The sequence below is a fragment of the Citrobacter sp. XT1-2-2 genome (assembly GCF_023516235.1).
Classification (GTDB): Bacteria; Pseudomonadota; Gammaproteobacteria; order Enterobacterales; family Enterobacteriaceae; genus Citrobacter; species Citrobacter werkmanii.
Genome location: NZ_CP097324.1, coordinates 4,139,543 through 4,165,037 on the forward strand (window position 1 = coordinate 4,139,543; position 25,495 = coordinate 4,165,037).

The 25,495-nt window shown below is 53.6% G+C and carries 22 protein-coding genes and 1 riboswitch; of the genes, 6 read left to right on the forward strand and 16 right to left on the reverse strand.

What is annotated here, in order from left to right; translation table 11 throughout:
* Positions 1-50: 50 nt before the first annotated feature.
* The 14 genes from murG to leuO form a co-directional block, all read right to left on the reverse strand.
* On the reverse strand, positions 51-1,118 hold the full coding sequence (gene murG, locus M4I31_RS19710; protein ID WP_038637216.1) for an undecaprenyldiphospho-muramoylpentapeptide beta-N-acetylglucosaminyltransferase: 1,068 nt from the start codon (positions 1,116-1,118) through the stop codon (positions 51-53).
* On the reverse strand, positions 1,115-2,359 hold the full coding sequence (ftsW, locus tag M4I31_RS19715; protein ID WP_038637214.1) for a cell division protein FtsW: 1,245 nt from the start codon (positions 2,357-2,359) through the stop codon (positions 1,115-1,117). The genes murG and ftsW overlap by 4 nt, the downstream gene beginning before the upstream one ends.
* A complete protein-coding gene (gene murD / locus M4I31_RS19720) occupies positions 2,359-3,675 on the reverse strand; it encodes a UDP-N-acetylmuramoyl-L-alanine--D-glutamate ligase (protein ID WP_085048312.1) in 1,317 nt (438 codons plus the stop codon). The genes ftsW and murD overlap by 1 nt, the downstream gene beginning before the upstream one ends.
* A gap of 2 nt (positions 3,676-3,677) precedes the next feature.
* A complete protein-coding gene (gene mraY, locus M4I31_RS19725; RefSeq protein ID WP_016151694.1) occupies positions 3,678-4,760 on the reverse strand; it encodes a phospho-N-acetylmuramoyl-pentapeptide-transferase in 1,083 nt (360 codons plus the stop codon).
* Positions 4,754-6,112, reverse strand: coding sequence for a UDP-N-acetylmuramoyl-tripeptide--D-alanyl-D-alanine ligase (gene murF, locus M4I31_RS19730; protein ID WP_085048313.1), 1,359 nt, complete (start codon positions 6,110-6,112; stop codon positions 4,754-4,756). Before murF ends, mraY begins: the two co-directional genes overlap by 7 nt.
* Positions 6,109-7,596, reverse strand: coding sequence for a UDP-N-acetylmuramoyl-L-alanyl-D-glutamate--2,6-diaminopimelate ligase (murE, locus tag M4I31_RS19735; RefSeq protein ID WP_085048314.1), 1,488 nt, complete (start codon positions 7,594-7,596; stop codon positions 6,109-6,111). Before murE ends, murF begins: the two co-directional genes overlap by 4 nt.
* Positions 7,583-9,349: a peptidoglycan glycosyltransferase FtsI gene (gene ftsI, locus M4I31_RS19740; RefSeq protein ID WP_038637202.1), complete on the reverse strand. Its 1,767-nt coding sequence runs from the start codon at positions 9,347-9,349 to the stop codon at positions 7,583-7,585. Before ftsI ends, murE begins: the two co-directional genes overlap by 14 nt.
* 15 nt (positions 9,350-9,364) lie before the next feature.
* Positions 9,365-9,730, reverse strand: a complete 366-nt coding sequence (gene ftsL / locus M4I31_RS19745; RefSeq protein WP_006686695.1) for a cell division protein FtsL — start codon at positions 9,728-9,730, stop codon at positions 9,365-9,367.
* Positions 9,727-10,668: a 16S rRNA (cytosine(1402)-N(4))-methyltransferase RsmH gene (gene rsmH, locus M4I31_RS19750; RefSeq protein ID WP_042312345.1), complete on the reverse strand. Its 942-nt coding sequence runs from the start codon at positions 10,666-10,668 to the stop codon at positions 9,727-9,729. The genes ftsL and rsmH overlap by 4 nt, the downstream gene beginning before the upstream one ends.
* Position 10,669: 1 nt before the next feature.
* Entirely contained in the window at positions 10,670-11,128 is a 459-nt protein-coding gene (gene mraZ / locus M4I31_RS19755; protein ID WP_038637194.1) for a division/cell wall cluster transcriptional repressor MraZ, read from the reverse strand.
* Between the two features lie 613 nt (positions 11,129-11,741).
* A complete protein-coding gene (gene cra / locus M4I31_RS19760) occupies positions 11,742-12,746 on the reverse strand; it encodes a catabolite repressor/activator (RefSeq protein ID WP_038637189.1) in 1,005 nt (334 codons plus the stop codon).
* Positions 12,747-13,001: 255 nt separating this feature from the next.
* Positions 13,002-13,493, reverse strand: a complete 492-nt coding sequence (gene ilvN / locus M4I31_RS19765) for an acetolactate synthase small subunit (protein ID WP_003829566.1) — start codon at positions 13,491-13,493, stop codon at positions 13,002-13,004.
* Between the two features lie 2 nt (positions 13,494-13,495).
* Positions 13,496-15,220, reverse strand: coding sequence for an acetolactate synthase 3 large subunit (gene ilvI, locus M4I31_RS19770; RefSeq protein ID WP_071888094.1), 1,725 nt, complete (start codon positions 15,218-15,220; stop codon positions 13,496-13,498).
* A gap of 318 nt (positions 15,221-15,538) precedes the next feature.
* Positions 15,539-16,486, reverse strand: a complete 948-nt coding sequence (gene leuO / locus M4I31_RS19775; protein ID WP_038637183.1) for a transcriptional regulator LeuO — start codon at positions 16,484-16,486, stop codon at positions 15,539-15,541.
* 654 nt (positions 16,487-17,140) lie between these two features.
* Between leuO and leuL the strand changes: the two genes are divergently transcribed.
* The 5 genes from leuL to leuD all read left to right on the forward strand — a co-directional run bounded on the left by leuL (position 17,141) and on the right by leuD (position 21,998).
* Positions 17,141-17,227 (forward strand): leu operon leader peptide, encoded by an 87-nt coding sequence (gene leuL / locus M4I31_RS19780; protein WP_048998978.1) that lies wholly within the window; start codon positions 17,141-17,143, stop codon positions 17,225-17,227.
* 89 nt (positions 17,228-17,316) lie between these two features.
* Positions 17,317-18,888, forward strand: coding sequence for a 2-isopropylmalate synthase (gene leuA / locus M4I31_RS19785; RefSeq protein ID WP_085048315.1), 1,572 nt, complete (start codon positions 17,317-17,319; stop codon positions 18,886-18,888).
* A complete protein-coding gene (leuB, locus tag M4I31_RS19790) occupies positions 18,888-19,979 on the forward strand; it encodes a 3-isopropylmalate dehydrogenase (protein ID WP_006686687.1) in 1,092 nt (363 codons plus the stop codon). Before leuA ends, leuB begins: the two co-directional genes overlap by 1 nt.
* A 2-nt stretch (positions 19,980-19,981) precedes the next feature.
* Complete coding sequence (gene leuC, locus M4I31_RS19795) at positions 19,982-21,382, forward strand: 3-isopropylmalate dehydratase large subunit (RefSeq protein WP_085048316.1); 1,401 nt, start codon at positions 19,982-19,984, stop codon at positions 21,380-21,382.
* A gap of 10 nt (positions 21,383-21,392) precedes the next feature.
* A complete protein-coding gene (leuD, locus tag M4I31_RS19800; protein WP_085048317.1) occupies positions 21,393-21,998 on the forward strand; it encodes a 3-isopropylmalate dehydratase small subunit in 606 nt (201 codons plus the stop codon).
* 40 nt (positions 21,999-22,038) lie between these two features.
* Here leuD and M4I31_RS19805 read toward each other — a convergent pair whose 3' ends face one another.
* A complete protein-coding gene (locus M4I31_RS19805; protein WP_085048318.1) occupies positions 22,039-23,217 on the reverse strand; it encodes a sugar efflux transporter in 1,179 nt (392 codons plus the stop codon).
* 115 nt (positions 23,218-23,332) lie between these two features.
* A complete protein-coding gene (gene sgrT / locus M4I31_RS19810; protein ID WP_016151681.1) occupies positions 23,333-23,455 on the reverse strand; it encodes a glucose uptake inhibitor SgrT in 123 nt (40 codons plus the stop codon).
* Positions 23,456-23,554: 99 nt separating this feature from the next.
* On the opposite strand from sgrT, the gene sgrR reads away from it, so the two are divergent.
* Entirely contained in the window at positions 23,555-25,210 is a 1,656-nt protein-coding gene (gene sgrR, locus M4I31_RS19815; protein WP_038637166.1) for an HTH-type transcriptional regulator SgrR, read from the forward strand.
* A 47-nt stretch (positions 25,211-25,257) separates the two neighbouring features.
* Positions 25,258-25,480: riboswitch (TPP riboswitch) on the forward strand.
* Positions 25,481-25,495: the final 15 nt, after the last annotated feature.

The window sequence follows — 25,495 nt, forward strand, 5'->3', positions numbered from 1 at the left end:
CTTTAGCCATTAACTTCTTAGTTCATGCGATGCAAAAGGCATCACCACAATTACGCCCGGGCAGCCCGGCTCACTTCATTTGCAACGCGTTCGGTGGCATCCGGTATGGATGCGGCGCGCGCACGTTCTGCCATGGTTAATAAAGTTTCTCGCGACCACCCGGCAAGGGTGCTGGCGACGGCATCCACAGTAAACTGTGGTTGCTCTAAAATTTTGGCGGCGCCCGCTTTTTCCAGCGGCAACGCATTCCAGTACTGCTGTCTGTCTTTGTGCTGGAACGGCACAAACAGCGCAGGTAAGCCTGCGGCGGCAATCTCACTCACCGTCAGCGCGCCGGAACGGCACACTACAACATCCGCCCATGCATAAGCGGCGGCCATATCATCAATAAACTCAGTGACCTTGTGCTGCGGTTGTCCGACCTCGGCATAAGCGTGTTCAACGGTTTGTTGCGCACCTTTACCGCTCTGGTGCCAGATAGTCACCGCCTCGCCAAGCTTTGCGGCAACCTGCGGCATCGTCTGGTTGAGAACGCGCGCGCCCTGAGAACCACCGACTACCAGCACACGAACCGGGCCTTCACGTCCAGCCAGACGCGCTTCGGGTAATGGCAGCGCCAGCACGTCCGTGCGTACCGGGTTCCCGACCACTTCCGCATTCGGGAAAGCGCCGGGGAAAGCCTGCATAACCTTCGTTGCAATCTTTGCCAGCCATTTATTGGTTAATCCCGCAATGCCGTTCTGCTCATGCAGTACGACCGGAATACCTAATGACCATGCGGCCAAGCCGCCAGGACCTGACACGTAGCCGCCCATACCGAGCACCACATCAGGCTTGAATTGCTTCATGATGGCGCGCGCCTGACGCCAGGCGTTAAAAATACGCACGGGTGCGGCAAGCAGTGCGTTAACGCCTTTGCCACGCAGACCGGAGATGCGAATAAAGTCAATTTCAATGCCATGCTTCGGCACTAAGTCCGCTTCCATACGATCGGCGGTGCCCAGCCAACGAACCTGCCAGCCCTGGGCCATTAAATGGTGCGCGACCGCCAGTCCCGGGAACACATGCCCGCCGGTACCGCCTGCCATCACCATTAACCGCTTCGGTTGACCACTCATCGTGCACCTCGTGTAAACGCCTGGGCTTTTTCCAGACGCGTTTCATAATCAATACGTAACAAAAACATGATGGCCGTCGACATTATCAACAAACTGGAACCACCATAACTAATAAGCGGCAGCGTCAGGCCTTTGGTTGGCAGCATACCTGCCGCCGCGCCGACGTTTACTAACGCCTGGAAGCTAAACCAGATCCCGATGGAGCAGGCTAAAAAGCCTGAAAAACGGTGGTCAATTTCCAGCGCTTTACGGCCAATCGACATCGCGCGAAAAGCGACGAAGAATACCATTAAAAGTGCCAATACCACACCGATATAACCCAGTTCTTCCCCAATGATGGCGAAGATGAAGTCGGTGTGCGCCTCCGGTAAATACTCCAGTTTTTGGACTGAGTTGCCTAACCCTTGCCCCCAAACCTCACCACGGCCAAACGCCATTAGCGATTGCGTCAACTGGTATCCGCTGCCGAACGGATCTTCCCATGGATTCCAGAAAGAGGTTACGCGACGAATACGATACGGTTCGGCAAGGATCAGCAGCACGACCGCCGATATCCCCATGCCGATAATCGCAATGAACTGCCACAATTTAGCCCCGGCAAGAAACAGCATCGCCAGCGTGGTGACAAACAGCACCACTACCGTACCGAGGTCAGGCTGCGCCAGCAGTAATACGGCCAGCACCAGGATCACGCCCATCGGTTTCAGGAAGCCGCGCAGGTTGTTTCGCACTTCATCCACCTTGCGTACCAGGTAGTTGGCGAGATAACAGAACAGCGACAGCTTGGTAAATTCCGCAGGCTGAATACGCAGCGGCCCCAGAGCAATCCAGCGCGATGCCCCGTTAACGGAGCTCCCCACCACCAACACGATCAGCAGCATGATGATCGAGGCGATGAGCATCGTAGTGCTGTACTTCTGCCAGAACGCCATCGGCAGACGCAGCGTGACCATCGCCAAACAGAACGCCAGGAAGATGTACAGCGCGTCACGTTTAGCAAACAGGAAGGGGTCTCCCGCCAGACGTTGTCCTACCGGCATTGATGCCGATGTCACCATGATGAAACCAATTGCCGCCAGACCGAAGGTCAGCCACAGCAGCATGCGGTCATACATGATCAGGCTGTCCGCGTCTTTATCGCGCGAAGCCATCACCCAGCCTTTGAGTGCCGCGAAGATCCACGCCAGGACACCCAGTCCCGGTAAGCGCGGCATTCTCAGGCGAGGGAGAGATAAACGCATCAACCCAACTCCTTCGCCAGACGCGTAAAGACGTCACCGCGTTGCTCAAAGTTCTTGAACTGATCGAGGCTGGCACACGCTGGCGACAGCAGCACCATATCACCCGGCTTCACGCGCGGCGCGAGCAGACGCATTGCCTGCTCCATGGTTTCGGTTTGTTCGGCAACCTCAGGTCGCAGTGCCGCAAGCTGCGCGCCATCACGGCCAAAGCAGTACAGACGGATGTTGTCGCCGGTGAGGTAACGTTGCAGCGGCATAAAGTCAGCAGATTTCCCGTCGCCGCCCAGCAGCAGGTGCAGCGTACCGTCAACATGCAGGCCATTCAGCGCCGCTTCAGTACTGCCGACGTTGGTCGCTTTTGAATCGTTGATCCAACGCACACCGTTATGATTCAGTACCAACTGGAAACGATGCGCCAGTCCGGTAAAGGTGGTCAGCGCTTTCAGGCTTGACGCCCGCGGCAGACCCGCTGCATCAGCCAGCGCCAGCGCTGCCAGAGCGTTGGTATAGTTATGCTGGCCGGTAAGCGTCATCTCTTTCACGTTGAGAACTTTTTCACCCTTCACCCGCAGCCAGGTTTCGCCCTGCTGACGATTAAGGTGATAGTCCCCCATGTTGACACCGAAGCTCACACAACGCTCATCTGCGCCACGAACCGGCATGGTCAGCGCATCATCCGCATTGACCACACAGACTTTCGCATTCTCATAAACGCGCAGTTTGGCCGCACGATACTGCTGCAAGCCAAACGGATACCTGTCCATATGATCTTCGGTGACATTCAAAATGGTGGCGGCTACGGCCTGTAAGCTGGAGGTCGTTTCAAGCTGGAAGCTGGATAGCTCAAGCACATATAGCTCACGCTCGGCATCCAGTAACATCAGTGCTGGCAGGCCAATGTTTCCGCCTACGCCGACGTTAACGCCTGCTGCTTTTGCCATTTCGCCAACCAGCGTGGTAACCGTGCTCTTACCGTTAGAGCCGGTGATCGCGACGATCGGCGCCTGTGCTTCGCGACAAAACAGCTCAATGTCACCGACAATTTCAATCCCCGCATCGGCGGCGGCGCTCAGTGAAGGGTGCGCCAGGGCAATACCAGGGCTGGCGACGATGAGATCGGCGTCCAGCAGCCAGTCATCATTCAGGCTGCCAACATGACGCTCAACCGCTTCCGGTAATTTATCCAGGCCCGGCGGCGTCGCGCGGGTATCCATCACGCGCGGCGTCACGCCACGCGCCAGGAAGAAATCCACGCAGGACAGCCCGGTCAAACCCAGACCGATAATGACGACTTTTTTACCCTGGTAATCAGCCATGATTAACGTACCTTCAGCGTTGCCAGGCCAATCAGCACCAGCATCAGCGAAATAATCCAGAAGCGCACAATCACGCGCGGTTCCGGCCAGCCTTTCAGTTCATAGTGGTGGTGAATCGGCGCCATACGGAAGATGCGCTGTCCGCGCAGCTTAAAGGAACCGACCTGCAGAATGACCGACAGCGTTTCTACGACGAATACGCCGCCCATGATCACCAGCAGGAACTCCTGACGCAGCAGCACGGCAATAATGCCCAGCGCGCCGCCCAGCGCCAGCGATCCGACGTCGCCCATAAAGACCTGCGCCGGATAGGTGTTAAACCACAGGAAGCCTAACCCCGCGCCGACAATCGCCGTACAGACGATCACCAGTTCGCCGGCATGGCGTAAATACGGAATGTGCAGATAGTTAGCGAAGTTCATGTTCCCGGTCGCCCATGCCACCAGCGCAAAACCCGCAGCCACGAACACGGTCGGCATAATCGCCAGGCCATCCAGACCATCGGTGAGATTGACCGCGTTACCGGTACCCACAATGACGAAGTACGCCAGCAGGACGTAGAACAGTCCCAGTTGCGGCATCACGTCTTTAAAGAACGGCACGACCAGTTCGGTCGCCGGGGTATCTTTCCCCGCCAGGTACAGCGCAAAGGCTACGCCCAGCGCAATCACCGACATCCAAAAATATTTCCAGCGCGCGATCAGTCCTTTAGTGTCTTTGCGTACCACTTTGCGGTAGTCATCGACAAAACCAATAATCCCGTAACCGACCAATACCACCAGCACGCACCAGACGTATGGGTTCGACGGGTATGCCCACAGGAGCACGGAGATAACAATCGCGGTAAGGATCATGATCCCGCCCATGGTCGGCGTACCGCGTTTACTAAAGTGTGATTCCGGGCCGTCGTTACGTACGACCTGTCCAAAGGACATTTTTTGCAGGCGGGCGATCATGCGCGGGCCCATCCACAAAGAGATGAACAGCGCGGTCAGCAGGCTGACGATGGCGCGAAACGTCAGATAGGAAAAGACGTTAAAGCCGGAATAATATTTGACCAAATGTTCGGCCAGCCAAACTAACATGTCCCATTCTCCTGTAATGCGCGTACTACCTCTTCCATGGCGGCACTACGTGAACCCTTCACTAAAATCGTCATGATCTGATGTTCCGCAATCAGCGCCTTGAGATGAGCGACCAGCGCGGTTTTATCCGCAAAATGCTCACCAACGCCGCTGGCGTCGCTAATTGCCTGACTCAGTTTCCCTGTACTCAGTACACGGTCGATGCCCGCGTTTTTCGCAGCAACACCTACCTGTACGTGACATGCTTCGCTTTCCGCGCCAAGCTCTGCCATATCGCCCACCACCAGCACACGGTAGCCCGGCATTTCGGACAGCACCTGTACCGCTGCGGTCATCGAGCCGACGTTAGCGTTGTAGGAGTCGTCCAGCAGCAGCTGATTTTCTGCCAGTTGAATCGGGAACAGACGCCCCGGTACCGCTTGCAGATCTTTCAGGCCCGCTTTGATCGCCTCAGGCGTCGCGCCTACCGCCATAGAGAGCGCAGCCGCCGCCAGGGCGTTGGCAATGTTGTGACGACCCGGCAACGGCAGCAGAACATCAATGCTTCCGGTTGGCGTGCGCAGCGAAAACTCCGTACCGTGCGAGGTCACGTGAACGTTAGCCGCCGAAAAATCGCTGTTGGCCGCATTCGGGGAGAAGCGCCAGACTTTGCGATCGCCAATGATGCTCTGCCAGTTCAGCCAGTCGTTGTTATCAGCGTTCATGATGGCGATGCCATTCGCTGACAGACCGCCAAAAATCTCACCTTTAGCCTTCGCAACGCCCGCCAGAGAGCCGAAACCCTCCAGATGCGCGGCAGCAAGATTGTTCACCAGCGCCGCTTCCGGACGCGTCAGGCCAACGGTCCAGGCGATTTCGCCCTGATGATTGGCGCCGAGCTCAATCACGGCATAGTCGTAATCGTTGTTTAAGCGCAGCAACGTCATCGGTACACCGATGTCGTTGTTCAGATTGCCCGCGGTGTATAGGGTGTTGCCACACTGGCTCAGAATGGATGCCGTCATCTCTTTAACAGACGTTTTGCCGGATGAGCCGGTCAGCGCGACCACGCGCGCCGGAACCTGGGCGCGAACCCACGCTGCCAGTTCGCCGAACGCCAGACGGGTGTCTTTTACAATAACCTGCGGTAAATCAATATTGAGTGGACGGCTGACTAACAGCGCGCCTGCTCCCCCGTCTTTCGCCTTGTCGGCAAAATCGTGGGCATCAAAGCGTTCGCCTTTCAGCGCCACAAACAGGCATCCCGGCGTCACTTTACGCGTATCGGTTGTCACTGCATCGAGGGTCAGGTCGCCCCCTTTTAGTTCGCCACAGAGGATTTCCGCCAGTTGGCTGAGCGTTACGCTAATCATGCGATCACCCCCAGCAGACGCGCTGCCGTGACGCGGTCAGAATAGTCGAGACGCTGTGAACCAACGATCTGGTAGTCTTCGTGCCCTTTCCCGGCCACCAGCACCACATCGTTTTCTTTCGCCTGCATGATGGCGTTAGTCACTGCTTCGGCGCGACCTTCCATCACCTTCGCCTGTCCGGCATCCAGCATCCCCGCCAGAATGTCGTTGATGATGGCGCGCGGTTCTTCGGTACGCGGGTTGTCATCGGTCACCACGACCACATCAGCAAATTGTTCGGCAATCGCGCCCATCAGCGGACGTTTGCCTTTGTCACGATCGCCACCGCAGCCAAAGACGCACCACAGTTTGCCGGTACAGTGCAGACGCGCCGCCTGCAGCGCTTTTTCCAGCGCATCCGGCGTATGGGCATAATCAACCACCACGGTGGTTTTGCCCGGCGCGCTGAATACTTCCATGCGCCCGCAAACCGGTTGCAATTGTGTCGCTGTTTTTAGTAAATCAGCTAACGGATATCCCAGCGCCAGCAGCGTTGCCAGCGCCAGCAGCAGATTGCTGACGTTAAACGCGCCCATCAGGCGGCTTTCAATTTCGCCTTCCCCCCATGAGGAGGTAAAGCGAATCGTTGCCCCGCTGTCGTGATACTTCACCTCAACGGCTTTTAACCAACGACCATGACAGTTCGGGTTGATGTGGTCTTCCATCGAAACGGCCACCGCATCCGGAAGTTTGACCAGCCAGCGACGACCGACCTCATCATCCGCATTGACGATGGCCTGACCGCAATGGTGCGTGGAGTACAGCAGCCATTTCGCGGCTTCGTAATGTTCCATGTCACCGTGGTAGTCGAGATGGTCACGGCTTAAGTTAGTAAACACTGATGCGGCAAACTTCAGCGCCGCGACGCGATGCTGAACCAGACCGTGGGAAGAGACTTCCATCGCGCCAACCGTGGCGCCCTGTGCAACCAGCCCCGCCAGCACATGCTGGACATCAACGGCTGAACCGGTGGTATTTTCTGTTGGAATCACTTTGCCCAACAGACCATTGCCAACGGTTCCCATCACCGCGCTGGTTTCACCCAGCAGTTGGCTCCACTGCGCCAGCAATTGAGTAGTGGTCGTTTTACCGTTGGTCCCGGTCACGCCAACCAGACGCATTTTTTCAGAAGGCTCGTGGTAAAAACGGCCCGCCAGTGCAGATAAACGCTCATTAAGCTGGCTGAGATAGATAACCGGAACGCCGTGCATTTCACGGATTTCACCATCAGTCGCTTCATCTTTTGCTTCTGCAATAATGGCAGCCACACCTTGCGCTATCGCCTGCGGGATATACCGACGCCCGTCCGCCTGATGACCCAATACTGCGACAAAGAGATCGCCCGATGCAGCCACACGGCTGTCGAGCGTCATCTCCCGCAGTGCTCGCTCCGGTGCACCCGGCACCCATGGAGCAAGAAGGTCGCGCAAATTACGATCTGCCACCTGTTGCCTCGCCTTGATTATTCACAAATTCACTTTTATCGCCCGTTGCCAGCGCATCCGGTTCGATGTTCATGGTGCGCAGTACGCCGCCCATGATGGCACCGAAGACCGGCGCGGAAACGGCGCCACCGTAGTATTTACCCGCCTGCGGATCGTTGATAACAACAACCAGCGCGAAGCGCGGCTGACTCGCAGGCGCAACGCCTGCGGTATAAGCAATGTATTTGTTGATGTAGCGACCATCCGGCCCTACTTTTTTCGCCGTACCGGTTTTGATGGCGATGCGATAGCCTTTAATCGCCGCCTTCACGCCGCCGCCGCCGGGCAGCGCTACGCTTTCCATCATGTGCACCACGGTACGAACGGTCGCTTCCGGGAAAATACGCTCGCCCGGAACAGGAGGGTCAACTTTGGTAATCGACAGCGGGCGATAAACGCCATAGCTGCCGATCGTTGCATAGACTCGCGCTAACTGTAACGGGGTTACCATTAGCCCATAGCCGAAAGAGAAGGTGGCCCTCTCTATGTCAGACCACCGTTGTTTTTGAGGATATAAGCCACTGCGTTCTCCGACCAACCCCAAATTGGTCGCTTTTCCCAGCCCAAAACGTGAGTAAGTATCTACTAACGCTGAGGACGGCATCGCTAACGCCAGCTTAGAAACACCGACGTTACTCGACTTCTGCAAAACCCCGGTAAGGGTCAATTCGCTATAACGCGCCACGTCTTTGATTTCGTGACCATTAATTCGGTAAGGAATCGTATTGAGTACGGTATTTTCGCGTACCACTCCACGCTGCAGCGCCGTCATTACCACCATTGGTTTGACGGTAGAACCCGGTTCAAACACGTCGGTAATGGTACGGTTACGCATGACATCTTTTTGCGTACCGGAGAGATTATTGGGGTTGTAGGACGGGCTGTTCGCCATCGCCAGCACTTCACCGGTGTTGACATCCACCAGCACGGCGCTGCCGGATTCCGCTTTGTTGAACGCGACGGCATTATTCAGTTCACGGTAGACCAGCGCCTGTAAACGCTCATCAATGCTCAGCGCAAGGTTGTGCGCCGCCTGGCTGTCGGTAGAGGAGATATCTTCAATTACGCGGCCATAGCGGTCTTTACGTACGATACGTTCGCCCGGCTGTCCGGTGAGCCACTTATCGAAGCTCTTCTCAACGCCTTCAATCCCCTGGCTATCAACGTTAGTAAAGCCAATGAGGTGAGCGGTCACTTCTCCGGAAGGATAGTAACGACGGGATTCTTCACGCAGGTGAATGCCTGGCAGCTTGAGTTTTTTGATGTAGTCGGCCATGTCAGGGTTAACCTGACGCGCCAGATAGATAAAGCGCCCTTTCGGGTTGGCGTTAATACGGGAAGCCAGCTGGTCGAGCGGGAGATTAAGCGCGGTCGACAGCGCTCTCCAGCGTTCACCAACGCTCACGCCGCCTGCGTCATGCACCTCTTTCGGGTCGGCCCAAATCGCCTTCACCGGAACACTCACCGCCAGCGGACGGCCCGAACGGTCGGTAATCATCCCGCGCGATGTAGAGACTTCCTGTACGCGCAGGGAGCGCATGTCGCCCTGACGCACCAGCATATCCGGCGCGATGATTTGCAGCCAGGCGACGCGTCCCAGCAGGAAACCCAGTGCCAGCAAAATACAGCCGCACAGTAACGCAAAACGCCAACTGACAAAGTTGGCTTGTTCTTCCTGGCGTTTTGGTTTGTGCGTTTTTGCCGCTGCTTTCATGCGTCGCGTTTATCCTTATTTTTGTACTACAATATTTTCTTGTGAGGGATCAACATGCTGCATTTGCAGCTTTTCCGTTGCGATCCGTTCAACACGGCTATGGTCGCCGAGCGCGTTCTCCTCAAGGATCAAGTTGCGCCATTCGATATCCAACGCATCTCGCTCCAGAACCAACTGCTCACGCTGCGCGGTCAGTAACCGCGTATGGTGGGCGGTTGTCACGACGGTAACCGCCGTCAAAATAATGCAAATGAACAGGCAGAGTGGCAGCTTCCCATACCGCAAAAGATCGTCACCGATCACGCCAGGCAAGGCATGGCGCTCGTTGCTTCCTATCGATCCTTTAACTTTGCTAAGGGCTTCTGTCACTCTGCTGATCATGCGTTCGTCCTCTCTGCAATACGCAGAACTGAACTACGGGCACGAGGATTTTCAGCTACCTCTTCTTCACCCGGCATCATCTTGCCTAGTGCTCTTAACTCACGGCCGCCCAGCTTTTTGATCTGCGCTTCCGTCATCGGTATTCCAGCCGGAACCTGAGGACCACGGCTTTGTTCGCGCATAAAGCGTTTCACAATACGGTCTTCAAGCGAATGGAAACTGATAATCGAAAGGCGACCACCTGGTGCCAGCACGCTGAGCGAGCTTTTTAGCGCCTGCTCTATCTCCTCCAGTTCACTGTTCACCCAGATGCGCACCGCCTGGAAGGTACGGGTCGCGGGATGTTTGAATTTGTCTTTCACCGGCATTGCCGCCGCAATCACTTCCGCCAGCTCTTTGGTGCGGGTCATCGGTTCGATGCGATTGCGCTCGACGATGGCGCGAGCAATGCGTTTACCAAAGCGCTCCTCGCCAAAGGTTTTAATCACCCAGGCAATGTCCGCTTCATCGGCGGTTTGCAGCCATTCGGCTGCGGACTGACCGCGTGTTGGATCCATACGCATATCCAACGGACCGTCACGCATAAACGAGAAACCGCGCTCCGCATCATCAAGCTGCGGGGAAGAAACGCCAAGATCGAGAAGAATCCCGTCGATCTTACCGGTAAGTCCGCGCTCGGCGACATAGTCAGCCAGCGCAGAGAATGGTCCATGAACGATGGAGAAACGGGGATCGGTAATCGTCTGTGCAACGGCAATAGCCTGCGGATCGCGATCGATAGCCAGTAAACGTCCCTCTTCGCCAAGCTGGGAGAGGATCAGACGTGAATGACCACCGCGACCAAATGTCCCGTCAATGTAGATGCCGTCTGGACGAATATTCAGGCCGTTGACGGCTTCATCCAGCAACACCGTTGTATGTTTATAATTTTCCATCATTTTATAGAGACAAATCCTGCAATCGTTCCGACAGCGCGCCGGTAACAGACTGCTCAGCGTCGATATCTTCCTTGACCTGTTGATACCAGGTCGTTTCATCCCACAGCTCAAACTTATTGAACTGCCCAACCAGCATCACTTCTTTCGTTAGCCCCGCGTGTTGCCGCAGAATCGGCGCTATCAATAATCGGCCAGCGCTATCCATCTGACATTCGCTGGCATGCCCCAACAACAGGCGCTGTACGCGACGCTCAACTGGATTCATGCTCGACAGACGCGATAACTTCTGCTCGATAATTTCCCATTCAGGCAGGGGGTACAGCAGCAGGCACGGGTGATGGATGTCAATGGTGCAAACCATTTGACCGGTAGCGCACTCGAGCAGTTGATCCCGATAACGGGTGGGCACCGATAAGCGCCCTTTACTGTCGAGATTAACTAACGTTGCTCCCCGGAACATGCCAGTCTCACCCCCGATTACCACTTTATCCCACAAAATCCCACTTAAAGGAGTTTACGGAGCGGAGGAAAACCTTGTCAAGCAAGTCACGGCGCTAAGCGGAGCAAAAAACACATTGTTTACAGCTAATATCAGCGTTGAACAAATTCCGTACAGCAAACGAAGCAAATTAACGTCATGAATATTTGTAAGAAAAAAATCCAACAACTCATGATTGTTTAAAACAACCGAATATCATCAAAAGAAAATATAAAGTGTCAGTTTGCGACGCGAGCGGCATTTTAGGACAATATGCAGCGAGATAACAGTACCAGTTAATCAGTCTGTATGCCGTGCAGGAGCGAGGTAAGCGTGAGGTTGTCGCCATAGGGCAGCAAAGTGTTTGTTAATTCGGCAAATCCCTACAAGCATGTAACAAAATAATACAACCGTAACGCATCTTTACGCTTCAATAACCCAAAAATGGAGAGTTGCATTTTTAATTCGGCATAATTCAAGAATCAATTTCAGATAATTCTAAAGAATATTCTTAATTATAATGAGGTTATTTCTGAGAATAGAATATTTGATGACGTCAGAGGCTTATCCCGTTGACGTCACCAAATGAGGCAACTTAGTTACGGCTCAGAATACCGCGACGGTACAGATTACGCCGTATACGCGTTAACCCAGGTTTGGGTTTACGCGGCTCATCCAGACTTGCCAGCACAATCTCCAGCACACGTTCAGCTACATCGCGATGGCGTTGCGCCACCGCGAGCACCGGACACTGCAGGAAGTCGAGCAGTTCGTGATCGCCAAAAGTCGCTATCGCCAAATCAGACGGCAACTGCCCATCGCGACGCAGGGTCACATCCATCACCCCCTGCAACAGAGCAAACGACGTGGTAAACAGCGCCTGAGGCATGGGATGCGTTTCCAGCCATTTATCAAAGAGCTGCGCGGCCGCTTCCCGCTCATAGCTGTTGGCGTAAAGGAAATGAACGTCACGCGGATCGTCTTTCCACGCGGTACGGAAGCCCTGCTCACGCAGGAAGCTGACGGATAATTCAGGCAGCGCGCCCAGATAAAGTACGGTTTCTGCAGGGAATTTACGTAACTCCTGCGCCAGCATTTCCGCATCATCCTGGTCCGCGCCCACGACGCTGGTGAAATGTTCGCGATCCAGCGCACGGTCCAGCGCCACAATCGGGAATGAACTGTTTGCCCAGCGCTGATAGAACGGATGTTCTGGCGGCAAGGAAGTCGATACAATGATGGCATCAACCTGGCGTTGTAAAAGATGCTCAATACAGCGCATTTCGTTATCAGGCTGATCTTCAGAGCAGGCAATCAACAGTTGATACCCGCGCTGACGCGCCTGGCGCTCCAGATAGTTTGCAATCCGGGTATAGCTTGTGTTCTCAAGATCCGGGATCACCAGCCCGATAGAGCGTGTGCGTCCAGCACGCAACCCGGCCGCCACGGCATTCGGGTGGTAATTATGCTCACGCACCACCGCCATGACTTTTTCAACCGTTTTGTCGCTTACGCGATATTGCTTTGCTTTGCCATTAATAACGTAGCTTGCAGTCGTTCGCGAAACGCCGGCCAACCGAGCGATTTCATCCAGTTTCACAATTGCCCCTTGCGTAAAATGTACAAACCATAACCTTTGTGATGGCATGGGTTAAGTTTCTTAACATCTAAGCGCAGAATAATGACTGCGGCAACCGCTTTTGTCTCTGGTTACTGCTGATTTCGCAAAAAAAAAGCGCAACAGATAGCATCAGCGAAAACCCTCCAGGCCGGATAAGGCGTTTACGCCGTCATCCGGCATGGCCTCCGCGATGATGCCTGATGGCGCTGTGCTTATCAGGCCTACAGTCGACTATTAGCGCATGATTTTATCGCCGCGAGAAAGCCCCACCACGCCAGAACGGGCTACCTCTACAATTTTGGCGACTTCACGTAATGTTGCCAGGAACGCATCCAGCTTATCACTGGTGCCCGCCAACTGTACGGTGTAGATGGACGGCGTGACGTCGATGATTTGCCCGCGGAAAATCTCCGTGTTGCGTTTCACCTCCTCCCGACCATAGCCGCTGGCCTGGATTTTCACCAACATGATCTCGCGTTCAACATGGGCGCCCTGCCCCAGTTCGCTCACGCGCAGAACATCCACCAGTTTGTGTAGCTGCTTTTCGATCTGCTCCAGGACTTTCTCATCCCCTACCGTTTGAATCGTCATTCGCGATAAGGTTGGATCGTCAGTGGGCGCGACGGTCAGGCTTTCAATATTGTATCCACGCTGGGCGAAAAGGCCTATCACACGCGACAAGGCACCCGACTCATTTTCCAGCAATACCGATAATATCCGGCGCATAATCAGGTCCTCTCCGTTTTACTTAACCACATTTCATCCATACCGCCCCCACGAATCTGCATCGGGTAAACATGCTCGCTGCCATCAACGGTGACATCGACAAACACCAGACGACGGTTGCGCACATGCTCCAGCGCTTCACTCAGTTTGCTTTCCAGTTCTTCAGGATGGTTAATCTGGATACCAATATGCCCATAAGCCTCGGCAAGGCGCACAAAATCGGGCAGCGACTGCATATAAGATTGTGAATGACGTCCGGAGTAGATCATGTCCTGCCACTGTTTGACCATGCCGAGATAGCGGTTGTTCAGGTTGAGCACCAGTACCGGCAGCTCGTACTGCAGCGCCGTCGACAGTTCCTGGATGTTCATCTGAATGCTGCCATCCCCGGTCACGCACACCACCGTTTCCTCAGGCAATGCCATTTTTACGCCTAGCGCCGCAGGTAAACCAAATCCCATGGTGCCGAGACCGCCGGAGTTAATCCAACGGCGTGGTTTATCGAACGGGTAGTAGAGTGCGGCAAACATCTGATGCTGACCAACATCAGAGGTCACATACGCATCCCCTTTCGTCAGACGCCAGATGGTTTCAATCACCGCCTGTGGCTTAATGCTTTCACTTTGCGTGTCATATTTCAGGCACTGACGAGCGCGCCAGTGTTCAATCTGTTGCCACCAGTCACGGTTATCATCCAGCGGCTGCTGAGATTTCTCCTGCTCCAGCAGTTCGAGCATCTGATCAAGTACCAGACGAGCATCGCCGACAATTGGAATATCCGCAGTGACGGTTTTCGAAATAGAGGTCGGATCGATGTCGATATGCAGCACGGTCGCATTTGGACAATATTTTGCCAGATTATTGGTTGTTCGATCGTCAAAGCGCACGCCGACGGCAAAGATCACATCGGAATGATGCATGGTCATGTTTGCTTCATAAGTTCCATGCATGCCCAGCATTCCCAACGCCTGGCGATGTGTTGCCGGAAACGCGCCTAACCCCATCAGCGAGGAAACAACAGGCAGGTTAAGAGCTTCAGCGATCTGGCACAACTGCTCATGGCAGGCGGCATTAACGGCGCCACCACCCACGTACACAACCGGTTTTTTAGCCGCGACTAACGTCTGCAGAGCACGTTTTATCTGTCCTTTATGTCCGGTAGTCGTCGGATTATACGAACGCATACTCACCGACTCCGGCCAGCTGTAAGGCAGTTTCCTGGCGGGATTCAGAATATCCTTCGGCAAATCGACCACAACAGGCCCCGGACGACCGCTTGCCGCCAACCAGAAGGCCTTTTTTAGCACCTGTGGGATGTCTTCTGTTTGTTTGACCAGGAAGCTGTGCTTCACCACCGGGCGGGATATGCCCACCATGTCGCACTCCTGGAAGGCATCGTAGCCAATCAGCGACGTTGCGACCTGCCCGGAGAGGATCACCAGCGGAATGGAATCCATGTAAGCCGTTGCAATCCCGGTAATCGCGTTGGTAGCGCCGGGTCCTGAAGTGACTAATACGACGCCCACCTCCCCCGTGGCGCGCGCAAGGCCATCAGCCATGTGTACCGCGGCCTGCTCATGACGAACCAGCACATGATCAATACCACCGACCGTATGCAACGCATCATAAATATCGAGGACGGCCCCCCCGGGATAACCGAATACCTGCTTTACACCCTGATCGATGAGCGATCGGACGACCATCTCGGCTCCAGACAACATCTCCATGGCTTGCCTCACTCTTATAATGAATAACGGTTTAACAACACATTAACCGCTGACGATGACGCATGGCAATTGACTCCGCTGGAGTAGCCTCAGAGCAAATAAGAATAAAACGGAGGAAAGCGTCGATTTAATGGAGAATTAAACCAGGATAAGTAAATGATATGATAAATAATCGCTTAAAAAGGGGGACTTACAGCTATTACTCTATTTTTTTACACTGTTAGCTAATCCTGGAAAGTGGATTTCAGCATAAAATTTTACATACAAATAAAAAAGCAGAACAAACCAGATGTATTATCCGGCTTGTTCTGCTGAATGCTATTGCTTACAGATGGAGACTAACAGCTCTTCCATCCATTGATGTCCTTTATCCCGGCCTGCAGCTTCATGCCAGGAAAGATAACATGTACGGCTGTTCAATTTTAAAGGTAAAGGTAATATCTGAAGTTCTAAAGAATCAGCGAACTCTTCTGCCAACCAACGTGGCGCAATAGCGACCAGATGCGTTTGCGACACAATATTAAGAACGCTAATTAATGCCATGCCCTGGTAAGCGACGCAGGATTGTTTATCCGGCGTGTCATACCACGGCTGACTGAAAGATGCGAAGCGATCCAGCGAAACCACCGCGTGTTGCTCATTATAAACATCGTTTTCCAATAATGGACCACTAATGCGCGGATGCTTTTTGCTTACCACTAATACCATTTCATCATTGAATAACGGAATACTTGAGAATTCTGGACGACGGAATTCTTCATAGCTAATAACAAACTCTGTTTCCTGATAACGCAGCTGATGCTCGGTATTTTGATTAAGTGAAGACTTAAATATGACATTAATGTTTGGCGCGACCTGTTCAACCCGATTATAAATCAACGATGTCAGGATATTATCTAATGGGCTGCATACGCAGAGATTGAAAACACGTTCACTGCTGGCTGGTTCAAAACCCGATCCAGGCAGTTCGTTTTGCACTAATTGCAATGCCTGACGAATGGAACCAAATAGCTGGAAAGCTCTTGCTGTCGGCTGGATCCCCCGACCATAACGAACAAAAAGCTCATCATTAAACATGACCTTGAGGCGCGCTACCGCATTACTGACCGCTGGTTGCGACATCCCCAGAGTATGCGCAGCGCGGGTAATATTCTGTTCCTGCATTACCGCATCAAAAACGGTTAAAAGATTAAGGTCAACCATGCGAAGTTGCGGTTTTCCTGGCTCTAAAAGATTGGGTTTATCTATTATTTTTACTTCTGGCATAGTTAACTCCACTGTCACTCTAAACTCCCTTTTCCCAGACGGAGTAAAGAAATAACCTCCGCTAATATGATTTACCATGCATATAAAATAAGAAAAAGGAAAAACATTAAAATTAGGAAAACATAAAGGTACAAACCTAAATGAACAAAACAGCAATGCGAGCGCAGTGTGGCAGAGGTCACTGCACGATGATTCATATGTTTAAATTTCAAAAACAATATAACCATAAGCATGGCGAATATACAATCATACACATCATGAATGTATATTTAAGTTTTAATTAAATGTTTATATTATTAATACATTAAAAGTTAACATTAATTTATCAATCATGTCCTTCCGCTGTGCCCCGATCTATTCAGTATTGCTATAAAAACAGACAAATCATAAAGATATAAAATCTTAATCGCGCCATCGACTTCAACGAACCGTTACAATAAATGCGAATAAATATGCTTAAATATGTCAAACCATGAAAATTATGTACAAGCATCAGCAGATTAATTTTATATACGCCAACAAATTCAGCACAATTCGCTTAAGTTTTGCCTAAACTTTTATCTGCTACAGGGGCATTTACAAGGGATGGGGTTGACATCGGAGTTCATATCCAGTACCACTAAAAGCATATCGCATTCGCCTGGAGCTTAATTGATGACTTACATTGCTCGTTTCAACGGTCTACTACTACTAAACGCATCTTCGTTGCGCGGTAGACTGGTGGACGACATTCAGCATTAAGTCAGCTCCAGTTAAGACAGAAACCCGCGCCGTTGCGCGGGTTTTTTTATGCTCGAAGCAAGGCGCCCTAAAGACCAAGGACCTAAACCATGAGCCAGCAAGTCATTATTTTCGATACCACCTTACGCGACGGAGAACAGGCGTTACAGGCAAGCCTGAGTGTGAAAGAAAAACTGCAGATTGCGCTGGCCCTTGAGCGTATGGGCGTTGACGTGATGGAAGTGGGTTTCCCGGTCTCTTCACCAGGTGACTTTGAATCAGTACAGACCATTGCTCGTCAGGTTAAGAACAGCCGCGTTTGCGCCTTAGCGCGCTGCGTTGAAAAAGATATCGATATTGCAGCTGAATCCCTGAAGGTCGCTGAAGCTTTCCGCATTCATACGTTTATCGCCACCTCGCCGATGCATATCGCAACAAAATTACGCAGCACGCTGGATGAGGTGATCGAGCGAGCTATCTATATGGTTAAGCGAGCGCGTAATTACACGGATGACGTGGAATTCTCCTGCGAAGACGCTGGCCGTACTCCTATCGCAGACCTGGCTCGCGTAGTAGAAGCCGCCATTAATGCGGGTGCCAAAACCATCAATATTCCCGATACCGTCGGTTACACCATGCCTTTCGAATTTGGCGCAATCATTTCCGGTCTGTATGAACGCGTACCGAATATCGATAAAGCCATCATCTCCGTACACACCCATGATGATTTAGGCCTGGGCGTCGGCAACGCGCTGGCTGCCGTTCACGCCGGAGCGCGCCAGGTGGAAGGCGCGATGAACGGTATCGGCGAACGCGCTGGTAACTGCTCCCTGGAAGAAGTGATCATGGCGATCAAAGTGCGCAAAGATATCCTGAACGTACAGACCCGCATTAATCATCAGGAGATCTGGCGTACCAGCCAGTTAGTGAGCCAAATCTGTAACATGCCCATTCCGGCTAACAAAGCGATTGTCGGTAGCGGCGCCTTTGCTCACTCCTCCGGCATTCATCAGGACGGCGTACTGAAAAATCGTGAAAACTACGAAATCATGACGCCTGAATCCATCGGCCTGAATCAGGTACAGTTGAACCTGACCTCCCGTTCCGGACGCGCCGCGGTGAAACACCGCATGGATGAGATGGGCTATAAAGAGAGTGAATATAATCTGGACAACCTGTACGACGCTTTCCTGAAGCTGGCGGATAAAAAAGGTCAGGTATTTGATTATGACCTGGAAGCGCTGGCCTTTATTAACAAACAGCAGGAAGAGCCAGAACATTTCCGTCTGGATTACTTCAGCGTGCAATCCGGCTCAAATGACATTGCTACTGCCTCCGTCAAGCTGGCCTGCGGTGAAGACGTCAAAGCCGAAGCGGCGAACGGTAACGGCCCGGTTGATGCCATTTATCAGGCCATCAACCGCGTAACGGAATACAACGTCGAACTGGTGAAATACAGCCTGACCGCCAAAGGGCACGGTAAAGATGCGCTGGGTCAGGTGGATATCGTCGCCAACTATAACGGTCGCCGCTTCCACGGCGTCGGTCTGGCAACGGATATCGTCGAGTCTTCCGCCAAAGCGATGGTCCATGTGCTGAACAATATCTGGCGCGCCGAAGAAGTCGAAAAAGAATTGCAACGCAAAGCTCAGAACAACGAGAACAACAAGGAAACCGTGTGATGTCGAAGAATTACCATATTGCTGTTTTGCCGGGTGACGGTATTGGCCCGGAAGTGATGGCGCAAGCCTTGAAAGTACTGGACGCAATTCGCCACCGTTTTAACATGCGCATTACCACCAGCCACTACGACGTGGGTGGCGCCGCCATTGATAACCACGGTCAGCCGCTGCCGCCGGCTACGGTTGAAGGCTGTGAGCAAGCTGACGCCATTCTGTTTGGCTCCGTTGGCGGTCCGAAATGGGAAAACCTGCCGCCAAACCAGCAGCCTGAACGCGGTGCGCTGCTGCCATTGCGTAAGCACTTCAAATTATTCAGCAATCTGCGTCCGGCAAAGCTGTACCAGGGGCTGGAAGCGTTTTGTCCTCTGCGCGCCGATATCGCCGCTAACGGTTTCGACATCCTGTGCGTGCGTGAACTGACCGGCGGGATCTACTTCGGTCAGCCAAAAGGCCGCGAAGGCAGCGGGCAACATGAAAAAGCATTTGATACCGAGGTATATCACCGTTTCGAGATCGAACGTATTGCCCGTATCGCGTTTGAGTCAGCTCGCCAACGTCGCCGTAAAGTCACGTCGATTGATAAAGCTAACGTGCTGCAAACCTCTATTCTGTGGCGTGAAATCGTCAATGAAATTGCCAATGAATACCCGGACGTTGAACTGGCGCATATGTACATCGACAACGCGACAATGCAGTTGATCAAAGATCCTTCCCAGTTCGACGTCCTGCTGTGCTCCAACCTGTTTGGCGACATTCTGTCTGACGAGTGCGCCATGATCACCGGTTCAATGGGGATGTTGCCATCCGCCAGCCTGAACGAGCAAGGTTTTGGTCTGTACGAGCCTGCTGGCGGCTCCGCCCCGGATATCGCCGGGAAAAATATTGCTAACCCTATCGCCCAGATCCTGTCGCTGGCGCTGCTGCTGCGCTACAGCCTGGATGCCAACGATGCGGCAACCGCAATTGAGAGCGCCATTAACCGCGCATTAGAAGAAGGCATTCGCACTGGTGATTTGGCCCGTGGCGCTGCCGCAGTCGGTACCGATGAAATGGGCGACATCATTGCCCGTTACGTCGCAGAAGGGGTGTAATCATGGCCAAAACGTTATACGAAAAATTATTTGATGCGCACGTAGTCTTTGAGGCGCAAAACGAAACCCCGCTGCTGTATATCGACCGCCATCTGGTGCATGAAGTCACCTCCCCGCAGGCGTTTGATGGTCTGCGCGCGCATGGCCGTCAGGTGCGCCAGCCGGGTAAAACCTTCGCCACCATGGACCACAACGTCTCAACGCAGACCAAAGACATTAACGCCTCCGGCGAAATGGCGCGTATTCAGATGCAGGAACTGATCAAAAACTGCAATGAATTTGGCGTTGAACTGTACGACCTGAATCACCCGTATCAGGGTATTGTCCACGTGATGGGGCCTGAGCAAGGCGTGACCTTGCCGGGAATGACCATCGTCTGTGGCGACTCCCACACCGCCACCCACGGCGCATTCGGCGCGCTGGCGTTCGGTATTGGCACTTCAGAAGTTGAACACGTGCTGGCAACGCAAACCCTGAAACAGGGTCGCGCCAAAACCATGAAGATTGAAGTCAACGGCCAGGCCGCGCCGGGCATCACGGCGAAAGATATCGTGTTGGCGATTATCGGTAAAACGGGTAGCGCGGGCGGTACCGGGCACGTGGTTGAATTTTGCGGCGAAGCCATCCGTGCGCTGAGCATGGAAGGCCGCATGACCCTGTGTAACATGGCCATTGAAATGGGGGCCAAAGCGGGTCTGGTCGCACCGGATGAAACCACCTTTAACTATGTGCAAGGTCGTTTACACGCACCGAAGGGCGAGGATTTTGCCCACGCGGTTGAGTACTGGAAAACGCTGCAAACCGACGACGGCGCAACGTTTGATACCGTCGTCACTCTGCAAGCAGAAGAGATCGCGCCGCAGGTAACCTGGGGAACGAATCCGGGTCAGGTGATCTCGGTGAACGATTATATTCCCGATCCGGCATCATTTACCGATCCCGTTGAGCGCGCATCGGCGGAAAAAGCGCTGGCGTATATGGGGCTGAAACCGGGCATTCCGTTAACAGAAGTGGCTATCGATAAAGTGTTTATCGGTTCCTGCACCAACTCGCGCATTGAAGATTTACGCGCCGCGGCGGAAATCGCCAAAGGGCGCAAAGTCGCGCCGGGCGTACAGGCACTGGTGGTGCCAGGCTCTGGTCCGGTGAAAGCGCAGGCGGAAGCGGAAGGTCTGGACAAGATCTTTATCGAAGCAGGATTTGAATGGCGCTTACCGGGCTGTTCCATGTGCCTGGCCATGAATAATGACCGCCTGAACCCAGGCGAGCGCTGCGCATCCACCAGCAACCGTAACTTTGAAGGTCGTCAGGGCCGCGGTGGCCGCACGCATTTAGTCAGCCCGGCGATGGCCGCCGCCGCCGCCGTTACCGGCCACTTCGCCGACATTCGCAGCATCAAATAAGGAAACTACCATGGCAGAGAAATTTACCCAGCATACCGGCCTGGTTGTCCCACTGGATGCCGCCAACGTCGATACCGATGCAATTATCCCGAAACAGTTTTTGCAGAAGGTCACACGCACCGGTTTTGGCGCCCATCTGTTTAACGACTGGCGTTTCCTGGACGAAAAGGGTCAACAGCCAAATCCAGAATTTGTGCTGAACTTTCCGGAATATAAAGGCGCGTCGATTCTGCTGGCACGGGAAAACTTTGGCTGCGGCTCTTCACGCGAACATGCGCCGTGGGCGCTGACCGACTACGGCTTTAAAGTAGTGATCGCGCCAAGCTTCGCCGACATCTTCTACGGCAACAGTTTCAACAACCAACTGCTGCCGGTAACCCTGAGCGACGCGCAGGTCGATGAAATGTTTACCCTGGTGAAAGCCAATCCGGGGATTACATTTGAAGTGGATCTGGTGGCGCAGGTCGTCAAAGCGGGCGATAAGTCCTACAGCTTTAAGATCGATGACTTCCGCCGCCACTGCATGCTGAACGGTCTGGATAGCATCGGGCTGACGCTGCAGCACGAAGCCGCCATCACCGAATACGAAGACAGGCAGCCCGCGTTTATGCGCTAGTCATTGTGACGCCGGATGCGTTGCGCATCCGGCAACATGATTAGACGTCCTTCACCCGCCCGGTCATCACCAGCGTGACCACCGAAATCGCCGCAATCACCCAGTAAACGGCAAAATGCCCGTAGCTCTGCGCCACCGCTCCCTGAATCACTCCCGCCAGAATCACGCCCGTTGAAATACTGTTGGTAAACAATGTGGTCGCCGATCCCGCACGCCCCGGCATCAGATCCTGAAACCACAGCATTCCTATTCCGGCGATAATGCCGATAAATACCGCGTTAAACAGTTGCAGGACCAGCAGCGCCGTGCGGCTGTGAAAGAAGATCAGACCAAGATAAAACAGTACGCCCGCCGCCACGGCCGCGATCATCATGCGCCGCTTACCAAAGCGTTTCACGTAGTAGCCCGCCAGAATCATCGCCGGAATTTCCAGCCCGGCCGCGGTACCCATCAGGATCCCGGCCAGCTTGTCCGGCAAGCCCAGCTCAAGGCTAATCCACAGCGGCATATCGATGATGTACATGGTGTTGCAGGTCCACATCAGCGTAGAGGCAATAAACAGCATGCGTACATTTTTGTCCTGCCAACCGCTGGCCTGTTCCAGCGGCACATCGACAGGTTGCTCCACCCGAGCCACAGATGGCAGTATCAGCGCGATCAGCACCAGGCTGATGGCAAAAATGCCTGCGGCAATGGAAAACATCGCCGTGAAGCCGTAATTCAGCGCCAGCATAAAAGCCAGCGGCGGCCCAATCACCCACGCCAACGAAAGCTGCGCACGCATCACCGAGCTAAACATCACCACTTCACGCGCCGAGCTATCGGCATATTCCCGCGCCAGCGCAAACAGCTGCGGCATGGCGGTATTTGCCAGCGAAGCCAGCAGCACACCGCAGGTGATCAGCGTGAGGTAGTGGCGATTAAAGGCAAACAGCAGCGCGTTGCCGATTGCCATCAGACAACAGAACATGATCAGTTTTCGCCGATCGCCCTGACTGTCGGATCGTTTCGCCAGACCAAGGCTGACCCCGATCCCGGCAATAGCGTTGACGGTATAAAACAGCCCGACCCAAAATGGCTGCGCCCCGACTTCACGGCTCAGAAACAGGCTCAGCGTGGGGGCCTGCAACGCCCCGGCCACACCCATCATAAAAGCGACCAGCATAAATGCCGCGTAAACGCCGTTAAGGCGCCGTCCCATGGTCATAATCCAGAGCATATCTTTCCTTTTAAGCGCAGCTGAAACGAAAAAAGCCAGCAGATAATACCTGCTGGCGCGGCGATTAACACCAATACTCAGTCACACATGATGTCTGCAACTCGCAATTCGGAGGTCAGGCTGTCACCTCCCACTGCATCAGTTCTTCAAGCATCTTTAAGCGCTGCGGTGCGCTCAGGCAAGCCAACCAGGACGATTTTTCCGTCGCAGTAAAGTACTTCAACCAGAACTGACGCATAGATGACCCCTTCGTTGTCTCATCGCTTCATCGGAATCTATTATTGGCTTAATATAGGGATAATAAAATTGCTGAGTTTTCCGCAGGAGTTCCCCTTTTATGTCTTCTGGTCGTTTGCAACAACAGTTCATCCGTCTGTGGCAATGCTGTGACGGCAAAACGCAAGACACGACGCTAAACGAACTGGCGGAGCTGCTGAGCTGCTCGCGCCGTCATATGCGCACCCTGCTTAATACCATGCAGGATCGCGGCTGGTTAACGTGGGAAGCCGAAGTTGGGCGGGGTAAACGCTCGCGCCTGACATTTCTCTATACCGGGCTGGCGCTCCAGCAGCAGCGGGCAGAAGACCTGCTGGAACAGGATCGTATCGATCAACTGGTGCAACTGGTCGGTGATAAAACGGCTGTCAGACAAATGCTGGTTTCCCACCTGGGACGCAGTTTTCGCCAGGGGCGGCACATCATGCGCGTCCTCTATTATCGCCCTATGCGCAATCTGCTCCCCGGTACGGCGTTACGCCGCTCCGAAACCCATATTGCCCGACAAATCTTCAGTTCCTTAATTCTGGTAAATGAGGAAAATGGGGAACTGGAAGCCGACATTGCGCATCATTGGCAGCAGATTTCGCCTTTACACTGGCGATTCTTCCTGCGCCCGGGGATCCATTTTCATCATGGCCGTGAGCTGGAAATGGAGGATGTCATTACTTCGCTACAGCGCATCAACGCGCTGCCGCTGTATTCGCACATTACGCAAATCGTCTCGCCCACCGCCTGGACGCTGGATATCCATCTTGCCCAACCGGACCGCTGGCTTCCCTGGCTACTGGGGCAAGTCCCCGCCATGATCCTGCCGCGAGAATGGGAAACGCTAAATAACTTCTCCAGCCATCCGATTGGCACCGGCCCATATGCCGTGATGCGCAATACTAATAACCAACTGAAAATTCGCGCATTTGATGATTACTTCGGCTACCGGGCGCTGATCGATGAAGTTAACGTTTGGGTATTACCTGACATCGGCGAAGAGCCGGGCGGCGGGTTGACACTAAAAGGTCCCACGGAGGATGAAAAGGCGATTGAAAGTCGACTGGAAGAAGGCTGCTACTACCTGTTGTTTGATACACGCACCCATCGTGGTGCTAATCAGGAGGTTCGCGAGTGGGCAAGCCGCGTTCTCTCGCCAACCAATTTAATCTGTCACGCCGACGAACAGTACCAGAGACTGTGGTTTCCCGCCTATGGGTTACTCCCCCGCTGGCACCACGCCAAACCCGGGCATGGTGAAAAACCGGCCGGGCTGGAAACGCTAACGCTCACCTACTATCGCGATCACATCGAACATCGGATTATCGCGCAGATCATGAAAACGTTGCTGGCGCAGCATCAGGTACAGCTAAACATTCAGGAGATCGACTACGATCAGTGGCATGCAGGTGAAATAGTCAGTGATATCTGGCTCAACAGCGCCAACTTTACCCTCCCGCTGGATTTCTCGCTGTTCGCGCATTTGTGCGAAGTCCCGCTGCTGCAAAACTGTATCTCGCGCGACTGGGAAAACGATGCCGCCCGTTGGCGAACCGGTGAAATGAGCCTGGCGGCATGGTGCCAACAGCTGCTCGCCACAAAGGCTATTGTGCCGTTGATCCACCACTGGCTGATCATTCAGGGCCAGCGCAGTATGCGCGGGCTACGCATGAATACCCTCGGCTGGTTTGATTTTAAATCGGCATGGTTTGCGCCGCCGGATCCCTAAGAGCCAGCTCTTAATTGCTGCCCGGCAACAAAATCACTACACTAACGCCGTTCTCAACGGGGTGCTAAATAAAAAACATACACAAAATCATTCATGATGCCTCAAGGCGGCAAGCGAGTGAATCCCCAGGAGCATAGATAACTATGTGACTGGGGTGAGCGAGCGCAGCCAACACAGAGGCAGCGTGAATGATGAAGTGTATGGGCTGAGAGATACCCGTCGAACCTGATCCGGATAATGCCGGCGAAGGGATTTGAGGCTTATCTCAAGTCCTTTGCCACCCAA